This is a genomic window from Curtobacterium sp. MCBD17_008 (assembly GCF_003234475.1).
Taxonomy (GTDB): domain Bacteria; phylum Actinomycetota; class Actinomycetes; order Actinomycetales; family Microbacteriaceae; genus Curtobacterium.
Genome location: NZ_QKTK01000013.1, coordinates 43,755 through 64,105, shown reverse-complemented (window position 1 = coordinate 64,105; position 20,351 = coordinate 43,755). Strand labels below are relative to the sequence as shown.

Sequence of the window (20,351 nt, the reverse complement as noted above, 5' to 3'; positions counted from 1 at the left end):
CGTCGCCGCAGACGGGGATGGACTACCACTCCCTCAACGCGATGCTCAACCTCTACGACGCGGACGGGAACATCCAGTTCGACAAGGATCGTGAGGCGGCCAAGCAGTTCTTCCTGCAGCACGTCAACCAGAACACCGTCTTCTTCCACAACCTGAAGGAGCGGCTGGACTACCTGGTCGAAAACGAGTACTACGAGCAGGCCACGATCGACCAGTACTCGCTCGAGTTCATCCAGCAGCTCAACGACCTGGCGTACTCGAAGAAGTTCCGGTTCCAGACGTTCCTCGGCGCGTTCAAGTACTACACGAGCTACACGCTCAAGACGTTCGACGGCAAGCGCTACCTCGAGCGCTTCGAGGACCGTGTCGTGATGACCGCGCTCGGCCTGGCTCAGGGCAACGAGCAGCTCGCGATCGACCTCGTCGAGGAGATCATCGCCGGCCGCTTCCAGCCCGCCACCCCGACGTTCCTCAACACCGCGAAGGCCCAGCGCGGCGAGCTCGTCTCCTGCTTCCTCCTCCGCATCGAGGACAACATGGAGTCGATCTCGCGCGGCATCAACTCCTCGCTCCAGCTCTCGAAGCGCGGCGGCGGCGTGGCCTTGCTCCTGTCGAACATCCGCGAGGCCGGCGCCCCGATCAAGCAGATCGAGAACCAGTCCTCGGGCATCATCCCCGTGATGAAGCTGCTGGAAGACTCCTTCTCGTACGCCAACCAGCTCGGCGCGCGTCAGGGTGCCGGTGCCGTGTACTTGTCGGCGCACCACCCGGACATCATGAAGTTCCTCGACACCAAGCGCGAGAACGCTGACGAGAAGATCCGCATCAAGACCCTTTCGCTCGGCGTCGTCGTGCCGGACATCACGTTCGAGCTCGCGAAGAACAACGAGGACATGTACCTGTTCTCGCCGTACGACGTTGAGAAGGTCTACGGCGTTCCGTTCGGTGACGTCCCGATCTCCGAGAACTACCGCGCGATGGTCGACGACTCGCGTATCAAGAAGACGAAGATCAAGGCGCGTGACTTCTTCACGACCATCGCCGAGATCCAGTTCGAGTCGGGCTACCCGTACATCGTGTTCGAGGACACGGTGAACAAGGCGAACCCGATCAAGGGTCGGATCAACATGTCCAACCTGTGCTCGGAGATCCTGCAGGTCAACACCCCGACCACCTTCAACGAGGACCTGTCCTACAAGGAGATCGGCAAGGACATCTCCTGCAACCTCGGCTCGCTGAACATCGCGCTGACGATGGACTCGCCGGACTTCGGCAAGACCATCGAGACCGCCATCCGCGGCCTGACCTCGGTCTCGCAGATGTCGCACATCTCGTCGGTCCGCTCGGTCGAGGACGGCAACGACAAGTCGCACGCCATCGGCCTCGGCCAGATGAACCTGCACGGCTACCTCGCTCGTGAGCGCGTGTACTACGGCTCCGAAGAGGGCATCGACTTCACGAACATCTACTTCTACACGGTGCTGTTCCACGCCCTGCGCGCCTCGAACAACATCGCCATCGAGACCGGGGAGACCTTCGACGGCTTCCGCGACTCGAAGTACGCGTCGGGTGAGTTCTTCGACAAGTACACCGACCAGGTCTGGACGCCGGCCACGCCCCGCGTCGCGTCGCTGTTCGACAACGCGAACATCACCATCCCGACGCAGGACGACTGGAAGGCGCTGAAGGCCTCCATCCAGCAGTACGGCATCTACAACCAGAACCTGCAGGCCGTCCCGCCGACCGGTTCGATCTCGTACATCAACCACTCGACGTCGTCGATCCACCCGATCGCGTCGAAGATCGAGATCCGCAAGGAAGGCAAGCTCGGCCGCGTCTACTACCCGGCGCCGTTCATGACGAACGACAACCTGGACTACTACCAGGACGCGTACGAGATCGGCCCCGAGAAGATCATCGACACGTACGCCGCTGCCACCCAGCACGTCGACCAGGGCCTGTCGCTGACGCTGTTCTTCAAGGACACCGCAACCACGCGCGACATCAACAAGGCGCAGATCTACGCATGGCGCAAGGGCATCAAGACGATCTACTACATTCGTCTCCGCCAGCTCGCGCTCGAGGGCACCGAGGTCGAGGGCTGCGTCAGCTGCATGCTCTGATCGCTCACGCGATCACCCTTCGGACTGGAGGCGCGGGGCGACCCCGCCACGCGCCTCCAGTCCGACACCTGTTCCGCTCACCACCACCCGGAAGAAAGCCATGACCCTCACCGACCCGGTCCACGCCACGGGCAAGTCCATCCCGCTGATCAGCGCGGTCAGTGCCATCAACTGGAACCGCATCCAGGACGACAAGGACGTCGAGGTCTGGAACCGGCTGGTCAACAACTTCTGGCTGCCCGAGAAGGTGCCGCTGTCGAACGACGTGCAGTCGTGGAACACCCTCACGCCGGAGGAGCAGCAGCTCACCATGCGGGTCTTCACCGGCCTGACGCTGCTCGACACCATCCAGGGCACCGTCGGCGCGATCAGCCTGATCCCCGACGCGATCACCCCGCACGAAGAGGCCGTCTACACGAACATCGCGTTCATGGAGTCGGTGCACGCGAAGAGCTACTCGTCGATCTTCTCGACGCTCGCCTCGACGCCCGAGATCGACGACGCCTTCCGCTGGTCCACGGAGAACCCGAACCTGCAGAAGAAGGCCCAGATCGTCCTCGACTACTACACGGGTGACGACCCCCTGAAGCGCAAGGTCGCCTCGACGCTGCTCGAGTCGTTCCTGTTCTACTCCGGCTTCTACCTGCCGATGTACTGGTCCTCGCGCGCGAAGCTCACCAACACCGCCGACCTGATCCGCCTGATCATCCGCGACGAGGCCGTGCACGGGTACTACATCGGCTACAAGTTCCAGAAGGGCCTCGAGGGCGCCTCCGAGGAGCGCAAGCAGGAGATCAAGGACTACACGTTCAACCTGCTCTTCGAGCTCTACGAGAACGAGGTGCAGTACACGCAGGACCTCTACGACGGTGTCGGGCTGACCGAGGACGTCAAGAAGTTCCTGCACTACAACGCCAACAAGGCGCTGATGAACCTGGGCTACGAGCCGATGTTCCCCAAGGAGACGACGGACGTGAACCCGGCGATCCTGTCGGCGCTGTCGCCGAACGCGGACGAGAACCACGACTTCTTCTCGGGGTCGGGCTCGTCGTACGTGATCGGCAAGGCGGTCGTGACGGAGGACGAGGACTGGGACTTCTGATTTGAGAGGGCCCGTTCGGCGGCAAGAAGGAACTCTTCATGCGCGCGTTCCTCAGTGACACCGCCGAGGCCGTCGAGGTCGTGCAGACCGTCCTGCGGAGTGCGGAGTACCCGATTGCCCGGATCCGGACGCAGCTGGTGTTCGTTGGTCGAGCACGGGGCGGCGCAGGGGGTGCCCTCGCTGCTGCTCCGCGCTGCGGTGGAGCTGTCAGCCCGTGACCCTGAGGTCGCCCCACCGTCTCTGAAACCTTCGACACCATCCGCGCCGGCTACACGGCCTGCATCGTGGACGCGCAGGCAGCCGGCGAGGCCGACGCCGACGCCGAGGCGCTCGGCACCTACTTCTGCGCGGTCATCGAGGGGATGGGGGCGATCGGACGCGTCGGGACCTCACGAGCGGCGCTCCTGCAGGTGGGGACCGCGAGCCTCGCGGCACTGCCGATCACGCCGCTAGGTGCAGAGCACCTCGGAACCGCGGACGGCCCCTGGGACTGAGCGTCTCCCTGTACCAGGGTGACGCGCGGCAACGCGAGCGCCGGGACGGACCGCCACCGCGCCTCCAGTCCGGGTATGGAGGCCCGCATCCCGCTGACGTGACGGCGTTCGGCTGTCACGTGGTCGCGTTCTCCACCGCTCCACCGCTCCACTGACCAGCGCTGAGACCAAGAGCGCGGTGACGGCGCCGGAGACCATCATGATGATCGAGACGGGGTCCGCCCACACCGGGTGCACCAACGGGTGACCACCCGGCTTCGTGGCCGCCATCGCCGCGAACGAGGACGCGGACACCAGGACTGCCCACGCTGCCGTCGTGTTGACGATCGCCACGAAGCTCGACCGCAACCGAGCAACGGGTAGGCGAGCGGGAGGAGGAACATCGCCGTGCGCCGATGAAGCCGGTCCTCGCCATGCGAACACCTCGTTCAGGCGGTCCGCTCAATCGGGCTGGTTCCCTCGAGGATCGGCGGCACGCGGGCGACGAGCCTGCGTTAGGTTCGACTGAGACAACACCGCATTCCATGGGGGGACACAACGGTGACTGGACCGACAGACCTGACCGCGTACGCGCTGCCGGACCTGACGTACGACTTCGCCGCGGCCGACGACCTCGCACGGCAGTGCGACCTGGCGAAGACAACGGTGGAGCTCCAGTCTCCGTCGCGCGCGGCGCTCGTCACGCTGGCCGGCACCGACTTCGCAGGCGGTTTCGCAGAGACGTTCCGGTCGAACGCGGAGATCGCCCAGGAGGACGCGCGCGAGCTCACCACGAAGCTCGGCGAGGTCGCGAGCGGCATCCGTGCGCTGAGCGATGCCGCGCGCGCCGAGAACACCCGCCGGCGCGAGGCCCGGGCCTGGCGCGACCGCGTGATGGCCCGCCGGTCTGACCTCGTTGACAGCACCTGGGACCAGATCTTCGGTGAGGAACCTCCGCCGAGCAGTGGCAAGGTCGACGTTCCGGCCTTCCCGAGTACGAGCTACACGGCGCGTACGAGGAGCACGCCGCCGCCGGGCGCCGGTCCGGGTACCGGGGGCAGTGTCTCGTCTGCGCGACCGGACCATCTCCGATCGTTCGCCTCCGGAACCACCTCCCTCAACGGCAGCGTGCAGGCGCTGCCGGGGCGGATAGCGGCTGCCCTGGCGGGCTTCGCCCAGAGGTGCGACTTCGGCCGCGCCGACCTGTCGCCGCTCCTCGCGGGCTTCCGGGCCTGGTTGGCCGCGAACGAAGGCGACGTGGACTGGGCGAACACGGTCGCAGCCGCCTTCGAGGCAGCCGGGGCGAGCGGCGATGTCGTCTCGCTGAACGACAGTTCGCTCCTGGCCGCGCTCCTGGCGGCAGGGGTGGGCAGGACGCGGACCGACCTCGATTTCGGCAAGCCCTCGTTGCTCGGCGCGGTCCCCACCAGTGGCTTCGCAGCCGACCCCGTGAACACGGCGACCGGCAACTTCGTCGAGCTGGAGCGTGACCTCTCCTTCGCCGGAGGCGCTGAGGGCTTCGAGCTCACGCGGATGTACAACTCGTTCGACGTCGTCGGTGGGTCCTTCGGTCGCGGCTGGTCCTCCGTCCTCGACCAGCGCCTCGAAGTCCTCGCCGACCACATCGAGTTGGTCCACGACGACGGACGACGGAGCACGTTCCCGACCCGGGGCGACACAGCGGTCCGTGCCGTCGGAGAGAACCTGTGGCTGGCACCAGAACCCGACCCTTCGGCGGGTTCGACGGCCGACCGTGGGGTGGTCCTCGTCGTCCGCGACAATGCCGGCTCCTGGTGGTCGTTCACACCCAGTGGGCTGTGGATCGCGGCCGGTACCGGGAGCGCGGCGACCACCAGGGCCGTGCGGGACGGCGACGAGAGGCTCGTGCGGCTCCAGCACCGACGCGGACGGTTCATCGACCTCCTGCACCTCGACGGGCTGGTCCGTTCGGCGCGCTCTTCCGACGGCCGCACGGTCACGTACGAGTACGCCGACGACGGTGCACTCAGAACGGTGACGGGTCCCGGCGGAACACGGACATATTCGTGGGACGTCGACGGTCGGATCGAGCGGGTGACCGCTGCGGACGGCGTCGTCGAGTGTGCGAACACCTACGACGAGCACGGTCGGGTGGTCCTGCAGACGACGCCGCACCGCCGCACGATCCGGTTCGCGTACCTTCCCGGACGGGTCACATCGGTCGCCGACGAGGACGGCACACAGTCGAACACGTGGACATCCGATCGGCACGGTCGTGTGGTCTCGATCACCGACTCAGATGGTCAACGACAATCGTTGAGCCACGACGAGCACGGGAACCTGGTGGCCTCGACCGCGCGAGACGGGTCAGTCGCGGTTCACAAGTACGACGACCGTGGCCGCCTTACTCGGACGGTTGCCGCGGACGGGACCGACACGCTCGTGGCCCACGACGATCACGACCGCGTGCACAGTGTCGAGCGCCACGGGCGGACGGTTTCGTTCGAGTACGCCGACTCTTCTGCGACGTCGCCTTCGCTCGTCGTCGACGAACGGGGTGCGCGCTTCACGTTGACCTGGGTCGACGATCTGCTCGTCCGCGTCGAGGACCCCGCGGGTGTCGTGCTGACGTACGACTACGACCGTTCGGGTGATCTCGTCGCCGTCACGGACGCGCTGGGCGCGACGACTCGGTACACGCGGGACGACGCTGGTCACGTCGTCACGACCACCACACCCATGGGACACCGAACGCGCTTCGAGCGTGACCCCGCCGGCCGCGTGACCTCATGTGAGGCCCCGGATGGTTCCGTATGGGAACTCGAACGCGACGCTGGTGGTCGTGTCACCTCGGTCGTCGATCCGGTTGGTGGGCAGACGACCTTCGAGTACGGAGCGAGTGGAAGCCTCACGCGCGCCACGGATCCGCTGGGACGGGCGAGCGACATCAGGTACGACCGTCTGGGCAACCTGCACGAACTCCTCCAGCCAGACGGTACCCGCTGGACGATGCTCCACGATGGGCTCTCGCGACTGCGCGAGGTGACGGACCCGGAAGGTGGGCGATGGCTCCGGGAGTACGACGCCGTTGCGCGCCCCACGGCCCGGATCGATCCCACCGGTGTCCGTTCCGTCGTCGAGCAGCCAGACCGTCCTGCGTCAGTACCGTTCTTGGACTTCGACCTCGCGGGCCGCGTCGTCGCCGGGACCTCGCCGCTCGGTGACCGTGCGACCATCGAGTACGACGTCTGTGGTCGGCTCTCGGCGTGGACCGACTCAGATGGTGGCCGGACGATGCTCGGATACGATGCGGACTCGCGGATCGTGGAACGCATCGAGCCCTCAGGAGCCGTCACGACGTTCGAGTACGACGCCTGTTCACGGCTGGTTGCGGAACGAGTGCCCGGCATCGGGACGACGCGGTACGGTCACGATCCTGCCGGACGTCTGGTCACTGTCGACGACCCATCCAACGGTCGACGGACGATCACCCGGGACGTTGCCGGTCAGGCGGTCGCGGTCGACGACGCGCTCGGGCACTCCACGACCTTTCACCGAGACGTCCTCGGGCGGGTGACGCAGGTGGTCAGCCCCTCCGGCGGGCGCACGCTGACCACCTGGACCGGGCGCGGTGACGTGGCATCCTCGACCGACTCGATGAGCCGCGCCGTGGCGTGGACGCGGGATGCAGCCGGCCGGCCGACAGCCCGTAGGGATCCCGATGGCCACACGACCACCTGGGGCCACGACCCAGCTGGGCGGCTGTCCGAGGTCCGTCAGGACGGCCGACTCGTTGCGGCAGTCGCGCGGGACGAGTCCGGCCGATCGGTCACGATCACCGACATGACCCACCCCGACGGTGAGCAGACCGTGCACCGGCTGGAGTACGGCGCCCGGCAGGAGTTGGTCCGGCGCACGACGAGTCGTGCCGGGCGGAGCACGACGACCCGATGGGAGTACGACGCCGCTGGCAATCAGCGCGCGATGACCACTCCAGACGGAGTCAGGACCGAGTACGACCGCGGTCGTGCGGGCATCCTGACCGGCATCAGGCGACCCGACTTCCCCGACGCCTCGTTCCGACACGACGGTGATGGCCGACTGACCGAGGTCGTCGCCGGGTCCGTAGGTCAGTCGTGGCAGTACCGCGATGGCTTCGTCGTCGGGCACACGTCAGGCGGGGGGACGACCACGCTCGAGCGCGACAGCCGAGGGCGTGTCACGTCCGTGCTGGATCCGGACGGCAAGACCGTGACGTACGAGTACGACGAGGCGTCGCAGTTGGTGGCCGCGACCGGGATGACTGCGTCGACCTGGACCTACGACCGGTCCGGCCGGATGATCGAGGAGCGAAGCGCGTCCGGGGACACCTCGTACCTGCACGATCCTGCCGGAGCGCTCCTGCAGGCCGAACGTCGTGGCGATGGGACCGCGGTCGTCCGATTCGAGTACGACGGCTCGGGCAGGCGTGTCCTCGCCGCAACCGACGAAGGCACCACGACGTACGAGTGGGACGAGCTCGGTCAGCTCCGCGCCGTCGTGCGTGAAGACGGGGCAGGCGTGAAGCGCTTCGACCTGTGGGTGAACGCTCTCGGTGAACTCGCCGAGGTCGACGGAACGACGCTCTGCTGGGACCCGACGGCGCCCGTGCCCACCCTGCTGTCGATCGGTGAGGTTCCGATCGTCTCCGCGCCGGGGATGCTCGGCGTCGACGGGATCTGGGCGACTTCAGGCTGGCGCCAGGCGCGCTCTGCGCAGATGCACGACCCGTGGTCCTCGGCCGACGTCGCGACGTCACCGAGCCTCCCAGACGGCATCGGGGTCAGCCCGACCGGCACCGTCATGGTCGCGGGGCTCGAACTGAGCGGAGCACGAGCGTACGACCCGTCGGCACGGGCGTTCCTGTCCCCAGATCCCCTGCCCCCGGTGGCAGGTGCGGCCTGGGCCGACAACCCGTACGCCTTCGCTGGTAACGATCCGGTCAACCAGACCGACCCGTCCGGACTCCGACCGATCACGGACGCTGAACTCGCGGCGTACGGAGCTGGCCGGCAGGGCTTGCTCGGGATCTCGTACCACTGGTCGAACAACAGCGCCTTCTCCATGGATGGGGACCTGCACGCCTCACACGCATTGTCGTGGCTGCTCGGCATGTCACTCCTCGACCCACGCAGGCCAGGTCCCGGCGTCGTCCTCGGCGCGCTCAGTCCGCTCCCGATGGTCGGCATCCCCGTCGGCATGGCGGCGGACTTCTACGCCGGAACCGTCCTGACGAGTGGGCAGGGCGAGATGCTCTTCGGGTGGGCGACTGGCACGTCACCCCGGACATTGCTCTACGGATCGGACAGCAAGATGACGCAGGTCGTGAAGAACGAGCTGCCGGGTGACCAGCGCAGGGACATCCTCGACGACTTGAAGGAGACAGGCGTCGCGACCGGGTACGGCTACCAGGCGGGACCCGCGTCGTTGACGAACCAGAACCTCCTGCGAGACATCCGCACAGTCGTCACCTGGCCGGTGGCGTCCGAACGGAACCGAACTCTCCTTGCCCTCGGGACGTACGACGTGGATGCGAGGGTCGTGTCGAAGGGCGACGACGGAACCGCCGTGGTCGAGTACACGGCGACGAACGAGACCACGCTCGGCTCGGCCCTGCGGATCCCCGGGCTCGACTACGACGCGTTGAACCGAGCCGCTGGAGACCACGGGCCGTTCTCACGGGTGACAGAGCGGTTCACGTGGAAGGAGAAGGTGAAGTGGTGACGAGACACCCGGCGGGCATCGCGACGTCGATCGCGGTGCTGACGCTGTTGTTGACCGGTTGCGCCGTCACGGCACAGCCCGAGCCGGAGGACTACGCCGGCACCTGGGTGCTCGAGGGTGCGGACGGCGACCGAGCGACGGAGTTCACCGTGTCGGCGGACCGGACGTACACAGCGCGCAACATCCCGATCGACCTCGCGTGCCGAACCGGCAACGCTGCGACGAGCCCTCCGGGTTGTGCGAACGGCGAGGACTCGGCGAGCTTCTCCGGACGATGGAAGGTGGCCGACGGTGACTCGACCGGCATCCGGTTCTACTTCGATGACCACTTCGTGCGCCAGGGCTACCCGACCAACGGAGCACTCGGTTTCTACAGCGGATCACTCGATGTGCCACATCCCGACTACCTCTTCGTCCGTTCGTCGTCGGACTGACCGGAAGCCTCTCCCACAGCCTGTCCGGTGACCGTCCCGACGGGGACCGCGACGACGATCGGGGAGTCGTGGCGGCGCGGATCTGCAGGATGCCCTGCCGGTGGGGGTTCACCGGGTGCTCGAAGGTCACTTCGATGAGACGGACTGGGCAGCTCGGATCAGCAGGTCGCCACGAGCTGGAGGCTTGCCTACCGGCCGCCAGCCGACCTGCGGAGCGCGAAGCGCCACGACCACACCCCTGCTCCGACCCACAGGACGCCCAGCGCTGTGGTGAGCAGCCCAGCAGCACGTCTCCTTCGGGACGTGTGAGGCGCAGACCGATGTCGCGACGAAGATGAGGCCGAAGGCGAGCGCGATGGAACCCAGCACCTTCGCGCTCGCCGAGTCCATGTCGAGAACCTTGCGGAGCCGCAGCCATGACCGCGTTCGCCGCGGGCAGGGAGATCATGTCCGCCCGGCCAGCAAGACCGCGACCGGGACGACGTAGGACCACGCGCCCGGTCCGTGCAGCGGAGGAAGGACGATCAACGGTGCCGTCGTCGCAGCGGTCAGGACGGCGCCGAGCGCGATGAGCGTCCCGCGCCGTCGCCTGGCGACCCACCGGGTGACGGCGCGGGAAGAGTGCGCACAGGCCTGTGGCGATGGCGAACTGGATGGGTGCGACCGCTGGGGACATGCCCCACCGCTCGATGAACAGGACACTGAACGCGACGTTCGGCAGCAGCATGGCGAGGCCGATCAGGAACTGGCCGAGCGCGATGAGACGCATCGACCGGTCGGCGACGAAGCGCACGGAGCAGCCCGGAGGCACCGGCTGGTCCCGCTCCCGTCGGTGCCGCTGCCTGCGGGGTTCGATGGCCGGTGCGTTGCGTGGCGAACACAACGGCCGCTGCGACGCTGGTGACGACGTTGGCGAGGACCAGCCACCGCAACCCGTCCTGGTGTCCGTGCGCGAGGGTGACCGCGGCGACGATCGCGCCTGCACCGAGGGCGGCGGCCTTCGTCGCTTCGAGGAATGCGAACCAGCGCTCGAACGGGCGGCCTGCCGCGAGGTCGTGGACGTACGTAATCCACGAGGTCCAGTAGAGCCGTTCGGATGCGTTGGCGAGGAAGAACGCCGCGAAGATCACCACCGGATCGTGGGCGGAGAGGTAGAGCGTGAAGCCCGCTGCGGAGAGCAGGTTGTTGAGGACCATCGACGCCCTCGCACCGAACCGGTCGGTGAGGACGCCGCCGACGAGTCCGATCGGGAGGGCCACCAGCGATGCGACGGTGGAGAGGACACCGATCACCGCCAGGGACACGTCGGTGGTGATCGTGAAGTAGACGATCGTCAGCGGCAGCGTGAGGCCGGCGCCGATGGTGTCGGTCAGGACCGCGGACGTGACGAAGCGGTGCTCGTGCAGGCTCGCGAGTGGAGCCCGGAACCGGGCAGGGGTGAAGCGCATGGAGGTGTTCCCGTGAGGTCGTCGCACCGCCGCCGAGCGGCGGCACGGGCGTGCAGGAGCACGCGAGCAGAACGCTCGCGGCGAGGAGGGCTGGCCGTGTCGGTCAGCTCAGTGCTGCGTTGCCATGACTCCGGGAGGGACGGGCCGCGGTCCGACGAGCTCGGGCGCGGGTTTCGTGGGGAACAGTCCGCGAGGGGCACTGAGCGGCATCGTCGCCACCTTCCCCGTCGTCGGACCAGACCGACGAACGCCAGCAGCGTCCACGTCGCCCCAGCAACGGCTGGTACCGCACGCCGTTCGGCTCAGCGGCGCTCGCGCGCCTCCGTTCCGGGCCGGGAGGCGCGGGTCCTGCGGGTGCAGGGGCGCCCGCCCGTCACTTCGTTGCCTGGTAGACCGTTGCGACGATCGACCCGTACAGCGCGAAGGCGGCGATGCCGCCGGGGATCATCGCGAGGACGGCCGCGGGTACCGCCCACACCTGGTGCACCCAGGGGCGACCTGCTGGCTCCGTGGCGGTCATCGCAGCGAACGAGCACGCGGATACGAGGACGGCCCACGCCGCCGTCATGCAGATGATCGGCAGGAAGTGCCACCCGAGGCCGAGCAGCGGGTAAATGAGCGGGAGGAGGAACATCGCCGGCGCGATGATGAAGCCGGTCCTGGCCGTGATGCGGAATGCCTTCCGGCTGCTGTTGACCTGGGCGATGGTGCGCTGGTCGTCGAACTCCGACTCCGGCCATGAGCCGTACGCGAGGCCTGCGCGCGTGTCCTGGTCGTCCATCTACGGCAGCCTCGGCCAGGACACGGCGGGCCACTCGAGCTGCCCGGCCGTCGATCGTTCTCGAAGATCAGTGGTCACGGTTCCCCCTCGCGTTCCCCTGAGGGCAGCGTACTGCTCTCGGCCTGATCTGCCGCCGCCGGACCTGCCCCCGCCTCCCGCTTCAGTTGATGTGCTCCCACGACGACAGCGCCGTCCAGTCCTGCGGGTCGAAGGTGAAGGAGCTGCCCATCGCGGGCTGGTCGAGTGCGCGGCTGATGGGCTCGCGTCGGAGGCTCGCCAGCAGGAGCGCGCCGACCCCGCCGTGGGCGATGAACGCGATGCCTAGCTCGGGCGTCTGGGCCGCGATGCGTCGGACCGCGCGCTGCACACGGCTCTGGGCGTGGATGGCTGGTTCCCAACCACGGACGGACCGGTGCGGTTCGGCGAAGAACGCGTCGACGGTCGGTTCGAACTCGCTCGGGTCGAGGTAGCCGGTCGCGCTGCGGTCCATCTCGCCGAGGTCCTCAGCGATCTCGAACTCCGAGCCTTACTGTCCGGCGATGATCTCGGCGGTGTCCAGGGCCTTCCGCTCGCTGCTGCTGACGATGCGGAGGGGCTGGGGGAACAGCGTCGCGATGCGTGCGGCGCGGGCCCGTCCGACCGGCGACAGACCCCAGTCCTGGATTCGGACGGTCGGGTCGACGGTCACCTCGGGATGGGACACCCACGTGCACAGCATCGTTCGACCGTACCGGCGTCGTCAGTGTCCCTCTCGTTCGAGACGGGCGACGGCCTCCGCGGCCTGCATGGTGGTGGTTCCCGGGTGGTCGTCGCGGTACCGGCGGACAGCTCGCGGGTCGACGTCGGTGATGCTCGACGACGGCGGGGTCGCGGGGGAGCCATCGGAGTGAGAGCCGTCGCCCCCAGCCTCGGGCAACGCTCGGCGTACGGCGCGGTGGGCGGCCGGGACGGACAGGAGTGCTCCGCCGACGAGGAGACCAGCGGCTACGAGGACGGCGGCAGGTGTGCGGAGTGCTGGAACTCCGATGCTGATCGTGCACCACGCCGTCACGAGGAGGCCTGAGGTGATCGTCGGGCACAGCGCTGCACGATGGCCGATCCGCCAGGTCGCCTCGCTGGACATCGTGACCGACGTCCGGACGCCGGCGAGGCTGTTCCGTGGCAGGGAGCCGTTGGCGGCCCGCCACGTCAGCCACGTGACCAGAGCAGCGGCCCCGATCTCGAGGGCCATCGGGAACACCACCGCACCGTCCATGCCGACGACGCTAGCGCCCTCGGCGGAGAACGGCGAAGTATCAGTGTCACCTGCGTGTCGTCGTACCCGGCATCGTTCTCAGTGGGCCCTGCCCGAAAGCGGACCTGCGGCGCACCGTCAGCGTTCCAGCGGAACAACACGAGGTGCCAGAGGCCGGGACGCCACCACGTCCACCTCGACGGACGAGCTGAGGTACAGCGTGGGCTGGTCAGGACGTCAGTACCGACCTGCGGACCGTGACCCTGCGATGGCGGATGCGCGGAAGCGGGAATCCACCGCGCGGAAGAAGGTGCCTTGCGCCTCCGGTGCGAAGACATCTCGGTCGTCGTTCAGCCTGGTGCGGCTCACGTCGGCGGCGTCGCTCCCGCCCCCTCGGTGTCGTCAGCGCCCGCCGGACCGGTACCGGCCTGGTCGAGGTTCTCGTGCGGGTCGCCCATGTCGCCGGTCGCCTTGCCCGCCGGGGACAGCCCGAAGTGCTCGCGGACGGCATTCGCCTGGGTGTCGGTCACGGTGTTCCCGGCTCCCGGGGAAGGGGCATCCTTGATCGCGCTCTTCGAGTAGCCGACGTGCAGGTCGGTGCCGTCGAACGTGGCGTCCTCGACCGGGACGAGCACGGCGTGACCCCCGAGGAGTCCGATCGCGACGCTGACGAAGGCGGCACTGCCGTCCTCGGTGGAGGGGAACACCTGCGCGACCTTGCCGACGGATGCGCTGTCGCGGTCCTTGACGGGCGCGTTCTCGACCTCGTGGATCGTGCTCTTGGTGATCATGGGCGTAGTCAACGCTCCCAGCCTGACCTGCTTGTGTCAGTCGTCGCGCGACGGGCCCGAGCGCTGCGAGACGTGCTCGTGGCAAGGTCGATGCAGGACGTCTACCTGGGGGGAGATGCGTGTGAACCTGACTCGGGGCGGGACGCTCGCCGGTATCCGAGCGACTGCGGTGGCGCTGCTCACGGTGGTCGTCCTCGCCGGCTGCAGCGTCGGGATGGGGAAGAGCCCGGAGCAGGCGAAGCAGTCGATCGTCACGTTCGTCGAGGGATCGACCGATGTGGTCGGCGACGGCTGGGCGGCGAGGACCTCATCCTCGACGTTCGAGGCAGGGGCGGCCCGGTGGGCTCATCCGACTTCCGCGCGGACCCCCGCGGGTACACGATCGACGGCGGCTCGCTGTGCGTCGCGGGCGACTTCGACAAGATGAGCCTCGACAGCCAGGACTGACGGACGGGACCTGTCCGCCGGGACCGAGCCGTGCCTCCAGACCGGTCTGGAGCCGCGCCGCTTCCGTGCTGCCGGCGCCGCGACGCTCGCGAGCTCGGCTCGCACGATGTCTGCACCCGCGGACAGCGCGCCGAGCTTCTACAGTGCCGCGCCGCGTGCCAGCGGTGCCATGCCGCAGTTCGAGCTGGGGATGAGCTTGTCCGCGTCGACGAACTCGAGCGCCTGACGGAGCACCTCCGCGACCTCCTCCGGCCAGGCGCGTGCCGACTCCGCGCAGAAGGAGGCACAGGGCCTCAAGCAGTACGAGGAGCAGCGTGGCGTCGAAGTCGCGTTTGACAACGGCGTTTCCTCTGACAAGCGTGCGTATGCCACGCTGCGTGGGGAGCGCATCAAGATCACCTCTGTCGCCTACGAGCACGTGGAGTAGCCCGCTTTGATCATCATGAAGACCAACGGTTCTGTCAGCAGCGTCCTGAACGGCACGTTCCGCCCGATCCCTGACCAGATCCGCCGCAGCCTTGGCCTGCTCGACAACGGCGACCACTTCGCGTGGCTCGTGTTCTCCGCACCGATCGACGATCAGACCTGGCGCGCCGGCCCACAGTCGGTCATCGACGAGTACGGAGGTTCGTACCTCCAAGCCGGCGGCACCGCGGAGAAGATGAGCGTCGAACTCCGCCGGCGTGAGGACGACGACGAGTACCGGTTCTACGTGATCGGGCGTGACCACGACCTCGCCGAACCGCTCACGCAGACCATCGACGTGCAGGCTGCTCACGAGCCGCGGCACCCGGCGGAACTGTTCACGGCCGACCAGGCAGCGCCGGTGTTCGTGCACTACGTCGAACACCAGACGGTCCCCGACGGCTACACGCTCCGTCTCGTCGCCGACATGTGAGCGGCGGCAGCGCTGTCGCCCGGTGAGCTCCTCCGACTTCCGATCGGATCCCCGCGGGTACACGATCGACAGCAGCTCGCAGTGCGTCGCGGGTGACTTCGACAAGATGGGCCTCGACAGCCGAGAATGACGAACTCGGGCTGACCGACGGTCAGGCCCGCGACGGGTGAGTCACTGCCGACGCGATCTGCCCGGCGGAGTCGAGCCGTGCCTCCAGGTCGGACCGAGACCCGAGCTCCTGGCGGACTCGACACGAAGGACGGCCCGCCCCGTTGCCGAGGCGAGCCGTCCTGTGCTGCCGCGCGGCTAGCGCCGTACCGGCACGGCGACGCTGGCGAGCTCGGCTCGCACGATGTCTGCACCCGCGGACAGCGCCCCGAGCTTGTCCAGCGCTGCGCCGCGTGCCAGCGGGGCCATCCCGCAGTTGGTGCTCGGGATGAGCTTGTCAGCGTCGACGAACTCGAGCGCCCGACGGAGGACCTCCGCGACCTCCTCCGGGGTCTCCACGGTCTCGGTCGCGACGTCGATGGCCCCGAGCATGACCTTCTTGCCGCGGATGAGTTCGACGAGTTCGAGCGGCACGTGGGAGTGGATGCACTCGAGCGAGACGATGTCGATCGACGACTGCTGCAGGAGCGGGAACGACTGCTCGTACTGCCGCCATTCCGCCCCGAGCGTCTCCTTCCACTTGTTGTTCGCCTCGATGCCGTAGCCGTAACAGATGTGCACGGCGGTCTCGGCGTGCAGGCCCTCGGCAGCGCGCTCGAGTGCGGCGACGCCCCAGTCCTGCACCTCGTCGTGGAAGACGGTGAAGGCGGGCTCGTCGAACTGGATGACGTCGACGCCGGCGTCCTGCAGCTCCCGAGCCTCCTGGTTGAGGATCGTGGCGAACTCCCACGCCAGCTTCTCGCGGCTCTTGTAGTGCTGGTCGGAGAGCGTGTCGATCATGGTCATCGGGCCGGGGAGCGCCCACTTGATCGGGCGGTCGGTCTGGGCCCGGAGGAACTTCGCGTCGTCGATGAACACCGGGGCGGGACGGCTCACGGCGCCGACGACCGTGGGGACCGCGGCGTCGTACCGGTCCCGGATGCGGACGGTCTCCTTGCGCTCCTGGTCGATGCCGTCGAGGTGCTCGATGAACGTCGTCACGAAGTGCTGCCGGGTCTGCTCACCGTCGCTGACGATGTCGATGCCGCGGCGCTCCTGCTCGTGGACGGCGGACCGGAGTGCGTCCTGCTTGCCCTCGGTCAGCGCTGCGCCCTCCAACTGCCAGGGGGACCACAGCCGCTCGGGCTCGGCGAGCCAGGACGGTTTCGGCAGGCTGCCGACGATCGCGGTGGGCAGGAGGGTGGTCATGCGCGGGTGGTTCCTGTCGGTCGGTGGGGAAGGCGGGCGGCGGGGCAGGGTCCAGCGGGCCGGAAGGTCAGTGCGTCAGAGCGGTGTGGCTGAAGGCCCAGCGCTCGAGGAGTGCTCGGTGCGGCTGCACGAGGTGCTCCTCCGTGTACCGCCCCTGTGTGACTCCGAGGCGGCTGCGCTCCTCCCGGTCGTACGTGACGGGAGGCGTCGAGAAGTCCGTGTGTTCGAGGGTCGGGCGGTACGTGCTCGGGGCGACCGTGTTCGCGTTGTAGATCTCCGGTCGGTAGATCTTCTGGAACGTCTCCATGGTGCTGATCGTGCCGATGAGCTGGAGGTCCGAGTAGTCGCCGGTGAGGTCACCGCGCGTGTAGAACGCGAGCGGTGCCTTCGCACCCGGCGGCATGAAGTAGCGCACCTGCATGCCCATCCGGCCGAAGTAGTCGTCCGTGAGCGAGGAGTGCTCGTGCTCGTACTCGGCGCCGAGCACGGGGTGGCCGTACCCCGTCTGCCGGTACGTCTGGCTCGTGGAGACGCTGATGCAGACGACGGGCTCGGCGGCGAAGTGGTCGCGGTACGCGTCCGACTCCAGGAATCGCTGGAACAGCGCCCCGTGGAGCTGGCCGAAGTCGTCGGGGACGCCGGCGCTCTTGTCCAGGGACGGCAGCAGGACCGCGAAGTCGTAGTCCCGGAGGTACGAGGAGAAGTTGTTGCCCAGGATCCCCTGGTGCCGTTCCCCGGTGTGCTGATCGAGGATCGCGACGTCGAGCACCTCGATCAGCGGGAACTGCTCGGCGCGACCGCCGTCCTCGAAGTGCAGCGTGACCGAGACGATGTCGAGCTCGAGGCGGTACCGACCGCCGTCGGCGTTGCCCGCTTCGCCCGCGAGGTCGTTGCAGCGCGCGTTGATCATGGCGAGCGCGTTGCGGAGGTTCTGCTGGCGGCGCTCGCCGCGTGCCAGGTTGGCGAAGTTCGTGGTCAGCCGGGAGCTCTCCGCGGGGGAGTAGTCCTCGTCGAAGCGGGTCCTGGTGATGCTGAAGGTGAGGTCGTTCGCCATGGTCGGCAGTCCGTACGTCGAGCGCCTGGAGGCACTGTGGGAGGTGTTGCTCGATCATGACGCGGCGCACGGGTCATCAGGTAATCCGGAATCACTATGCGCCGGTATAGCCTGCGGCTATGGCGCGCGTCTCGAACGACATCACCCTGCAGCAACTCCGGTACTTCATCGAGGTCGCGTCCGAGGGATCGATCAGTGCGGCGGCCGACCTGCTCTACGTCTCGCAGCCGACGATGTCGGCCGCGATGAAGGACCTGGAGACACGGATCGGCCGACCGCTGTTCACCCGATCCGCGCGCGGTGTCGTGCTCACCGTCGACGGCGTCGAGTTCCTCGGGTACGCGCGACAGGTCGTCGAGCAGGTCTCCCTCCTCGAGCAGCGCTACGTCGGGCGGCAGGCGTCACGCCGACTGCTCGGGGTGTCGGCGCAGCACTACTCGTTCGCGGTCGAGGCCTTCGTCCGGATGGTCGAGGGAGCCGACGCGGAGGAGTACGAGTTCTCGCTCCGGGAGACCCGCACGTGGGACATCATCGAGGACGTCCGCACGCTGCGGAGTGAAGTGGGCATCCTCTACCGCAACGACTTCAACCGGCAGGTCCTCGGCAAGCTGATGCGGGACGCCGGGGTCGTGTTCACGCCGCTGTTCGTCGCGCAGCCGCACATCTTCGTCGCCCGGCGGAACCCGTTGGCGTCCCAGGAGCGGGCGACCCTCGCCGACCTCGCGGAGCTCCCTCGGCTCACGTTCGACCAGGGCGCGAACAACTCCTTCTACCTGGCGGAGGAGATCCTGTCGACGATGTCGAGCAAGCGGGAGATCCGCGTCTCGGACCGTGCGACGATCTTCAACCTCATGATCGGCCTCGGCGGGTACACGATCTCGACGGGACTCATCAGTGACGACCTCGACCCCGAGATCGTCGCCATCCCCCTCGACGTCGACGAACGCATCGAGATCGGGTGGATCGCGCACGCCTCGGTCCCGCTCACCGTGCAGGCGCAGACGTACCTGGAGGAGCTGCGGGCCGTGGTCACCAGTTACGGCGTCGAGCCGCTCGGGTAGGCGGACCGCCGGACCCGCCTGATCACCCGCCGGATCGGCCCAGGCGTCAGGTCCGCGCTTCCGTGCGCCGCGGCTTCAACCGCTCGGGGGCATCGGTCGCCGGCACCCACTCGCACGTGAACGTGCCGCGGTAGCCGAACAGGAAGCCGAACACCCGGTTGCGCACCTCGAGGTCGACGTGGAAGGCGCCGTCGTCCTCCGACCACCATTCGCGCAGGGCCGCGCGGCCGCTGAACAGCATCGGGAAGCGGAACGAGATCGGCCCCTCGTGGAAGCGTTGCGCGGCGGAGGTCAGCACGAGCCCGCCGCGCTCGTCCACCCGCAGGTCGAGGTCGACCGCGAGGTGCTGGTGCGTCCCGAGGTAGTCGAGGACCCGGCCCTCCGACAGGACCATCGTCGCGTCGAACCGTGCCGGTCGGCCGGGGCGCGTGGCATAGGTGCGGACGAACGTCACCGTCTCCCGCCCGAGGGCGTCCCGGTAGGGATAGTTCTCGATCATGAACGGCACGTCGGTGCCCAGGTCCGGCACGAGGATGTTCCGCAGCCGCCCGATCTGCAGGAACGGCACGGTCCACCACGGCCCGCGGCGGATGGTCATCCTGCCCCGGCCAACACAGGCCTCCGCGGCGTCGAGGCCGACGCCGAAGCGGCGCTGCATCATCGGGTGCAGCCGACGGAAGTCGGCACCCAGCGCTTCCTCGAAGACGGACGTCATGCCGGGCCTCCCGGCTCGGGCAGGGCCGCCACGGTGGCCGGCGCATCCTGCAGGTGGTCGTCGCGTCGGCTGCCGCCGACGGGCGCGCGGAGCGTCCTGGAGGCCCGTGGCCGGTCCGGCCGCCAGACCTGCAGGGTGCTCGTGAGCGGCCAGGCCTCCGGTTCGGGTCCGCCCTCGAGCCAGATGCGGAGGCGGTCGAAGCTCCAGGCGGTCGCCCAGCCGAGGAGCGGCCGCACGAGGACGTCCAGGACGCCCCACCCGGAGTCGTAGTCGTACCCGGTCAGGAAGCGGGTCCGGCCGTCCGCGGTGGGGACGTACCGCCAGTATCCGCGGCCGGCGCGGATGGGGGAAAGGCGGTTGGCGGTCGCGAAGCGGAGGGCAGACGTACGCGAGCCGTCCGGACGGCGGCGCTCGCCGAGGCTGACGCCGGTGCCGTGGACGTCGTGGACGAGGGACCGGCGGACGTAGGTGAACCGCGTCACGCCGTCGTCATCGGCGGGCTCGGGCATGATCTCCGAGAAGCGGACGTCCCACCGGACGTGCTGCTCCGGGTCCTGCGTGGCGTCCCAGATGCGTTCGAGTGGCGCGTCGATGACCGTCTCGACGTAGATCCCCCGACTCCCCACGTGCCGGAGCGTACCGCGGCGGCGTCGGCCCAGGGGAGGCCCCGTTCGCGTGCGTTCAGGCAGGCT

At 68.2% G+C, this 20,351-nt stretch carries 18 protein-coding genes and 1 pseudogene; 8 read left to right on the top strand and 11 right to left on the bottom strand.

Annotated features, from left to right (window positions below):
- Positions 1-17 precede the first annotated feature (17 nt).
- From nrdE to DEI95_RS12590, 6 genes are all read left to right on the top strand, one after another.
- Positions 18-2,123, top strand: coding sequence for a class 1b ribonucleoside-diphosphate reductase subunit alpha (gene nrdE / locus DEI95_RS12615; RefSeq protein ID WP_111060452.1), 2,106 nt, complete (start codon positions 18-20; stop codon positions 2,121-2,123).
- A 100-nt stretch (positions 2,124-2,223) separates the two neighbouring features.
- Positions 2,224-3,225 carry a class 1b ribonucleoside-diphosphate reductase subunit beta gene (gene nrdF, locus DEI95_RS12610; protein ID WP_058725585.1) on the top strand — a complete coding sequence of 334 codons (1,002 nt, stop codon included), beginning with the start codon at positions 2,224-2,226 and terminating at the stop codon, positions 3,223-3,225.
- Positions 3,226-3,263: 38 nt separating this feature from the next.
- The gene (locus DEI95_RS12605) at positions 3,264-3,443 is read left to right on the top strand and encodes a hypothetical protein (RefSeq protein WP_111060451.1); all 180 of its coding nucleotides are present in this window, start codon (positions 3,264-3,266) and stop codon (positions 3,441-3,443) included.
- A gap of 66 nt (positions 3,444-3,509) precedes the next feature.
- Positions 3,510-3,719 carry a hypothetical protein gene (locus DEI95_RS12600; protein WP_111060450.1) on the top strand — a complete coding sequence of 70 codons (210 nt, stop codon included), beginning with the start codon at positions 3,510-3,512 and terminating at the stop codon, positions 3,717-3,719.
- 540 nt (positions 3,720-4,259) lie between these two features.
- On the top strand, positions 4,260-9,440 hold the full coding sequence (locus DEI95_RS12595; protein WP_111060449.1) for a DUF6531 domain-containing protein: 5,181 nt from the start codon (positions 4,260-4,262) through the stop codon (positions 9,438-9,440).
- Positions 9,437-9,874, top strand: coding sequence for a hypothetical protein (locus DEI95_RS12590; RefSeq protein ID WP_146243659.1), 438 nt, complete (start codon positions 9,437-9,439; stop codon positions 9,872-9,874). Before DEI95_RS12595 ends, DEI95_RS12590 begins: the two co-directional genes overlap by 4 nt.
- Positions 9,875-10,422: 548 nt before the next feature.
- Here the strand turns inward: DEI95_RS12590 and DEI95_RS12585 are convergent.
- From DEI95_RS12585 to DEI95_RS12560, 7 genes and pseudogenes are all read right to left on the bottom strand, one after another.
- Complete coding sequence (locus tag DEI95_RS12585) at positions 10,423-11,322, bottom strand: MFS transporter (RefSeq protein ID WP_111060447.1); 900 nt, start codon at positions 11,320-11,322, stop codon at positions 10,423-10,425.
- Positions 11,323-11,695: 373 nt separating this feature from the next.
- Positions 11,696-12,103 carry a hypothetical protein gene (locus tag DEI95_RS12580; RefSeq protein WP_111060446.1) on the bottom strand — a complete coding sequence of 136 codons (408 nt, stop codon included), beginning with the start codon at positions 12,101-12,103 and terminating at the stop codon, positions 11,696-11,698.
- Positions 12,104-12,263: 160 nt separating this feature from the next.
- A complete protein-coding gene (locus DEI95_RS12575; protein ID WP_258367611.1) occupies positions 12,264-12,614 on the bottom strand; it encodes a histidine phosphatase family protein in 351 nt (116 codons plus the stop codon).
- Positions 12,615-12,629: 15 nt separating this feature from the next.
- The gene (locus DEI95_RS16475) at positions 12,630-12,821 is read right to left on the bottom strand and encodes a hypothetical protein (protein ID WP_146243658.1); all 192 of its coding nucleotides are present in this window, start codon (positions 12,819-12,821) and stop codon (positions 12,630-12,632) included.
- Positions 12,822-12,842: 21 nt separating this feature from the next.
- Complete coding sequence (locus DEI95_RS12570; RefSeq protein ID WP_111060444.1) at positions 12,843-13,358, bottom strand: SdpI family protein; 516 nt, start codon at positions 13,356-13,358, stop codon at positions 12,843-12,845.
- A gap of 344 nt (positions 13,359-13,702) precedes the next feature.
- The gene (locus DEI95_RS12565) at positions 13,703-14,128 is read right to left on the bottom strand and encodes a hypothetical protein (RefSeq protein WP_111060443.1); all 426 of its coding nucleotides are present in this window, start codon (positions 14,126-14,128) and stop codon (positions 13,703-13,705) included.
- Positions 14,129-14,716: 588 nt separating this feature from the next.
- Positions 14,717-14,827 (bottom strand): annotated as a pseudogene (locus DEI95_RS12560) (methionine synthase); the annotation flags it as partial.
- A 190-nt stretch (positions 14,828-15,017) separates the two neighbouring features.
- Here DEI95_RS12560 and DEI95_RS12555 point away from each other — a divergent pair.
- Positions 15,018-15,473, top strand: a complete 456-nt coding sequence (locus DEI95_RS12555) for a hypothetical protein (RefSeq protein WP_146243657.1) — start codon at positions 15,018-15,020, stop codon at positions 15,471-15,473.
- Positions 15,474-15,779: 306 nt separating this feature from the next.
- Here DEI95_RS12555 and DEI95_RS12550 read toward each other — a convergent pair whose 3' ends face one another.
- Together DEI95_RS12550 and DEI95_RS12545 are read right to left on the bottom strand one after the other, a co-directional pair.
- Positions 15,780-16,829, bottom strand: coding sequence for a methionine synthase (locus DEI95_RS12550; RefSeq protein WP_111060441.1), 1,050 nt, complete (start codon positions 16,827-16,829; stop codon positions 15,780-15,782).
- A 67-nt stretch (positions 16,830-16,896) separates the two neighbouring features.
- Positions 16,897-17,883 carry a putative oxygenase MesX gene (locus DEI95_RS12545; RefSeq protein ID WP_110825857.1) on the bottom strand — a complete coding sequence of 329 codons (987 nt, stop codon included), beginning with the start codon at positions 17,881-17,883 and terminating at the stop codon, positions 16,897-16,899.
- Positions 17,884-18,002: 119 nt separating this feature from the next.
- Between DEI95_RS12545 and DEI95_RS12540 the strand changes: the two genes are divergently transcribed.
- Positions 18,003-18,944 carry a LysR family transcriptional regulator gene (locus tag DEI95_RS12540; protein WP_110901536.1) on the top strand — a complete coding sequence of 314 codons (942 nt, stop codon included), beginning with the start codon at positions 18,003-18,005 and terminating at the stop codon, positions 18,942-18,944.
- Positions 18,945-18,990: 46 nt separating this feature from the next.
- Here DEI95_RS12540 and DEI95_RS12535 read toward each other — a convergent pair whose 3' ends face one another.
- Positions 18,991-19,659, bottom strand: a complete 669-nt coding sequence (locus tag DEI95_RS12535) for a DUF4166 domain-containing protein (protein ID WP_111060440.1) — start codon at positions 19,657-19,659, stop codon at positions 18,991-18,993.
- A complete protein-coding gene (locus tag DEI95_RS12530; RefSeq protein WP_258367603.1) occupies positions 19,656-20,285 on the bottom strand; it encodes an SRPBCC family protein in 630 nt (209 codons plus the stop codon). The genes DEI95_RS12535 and DEI95_RS12530 overlap by 4 nt, the downstream gene beginning before the upstream one ends.
- Between the last annotated feature and the right edge of the window lie 66 nt (positions 20,286-20,351).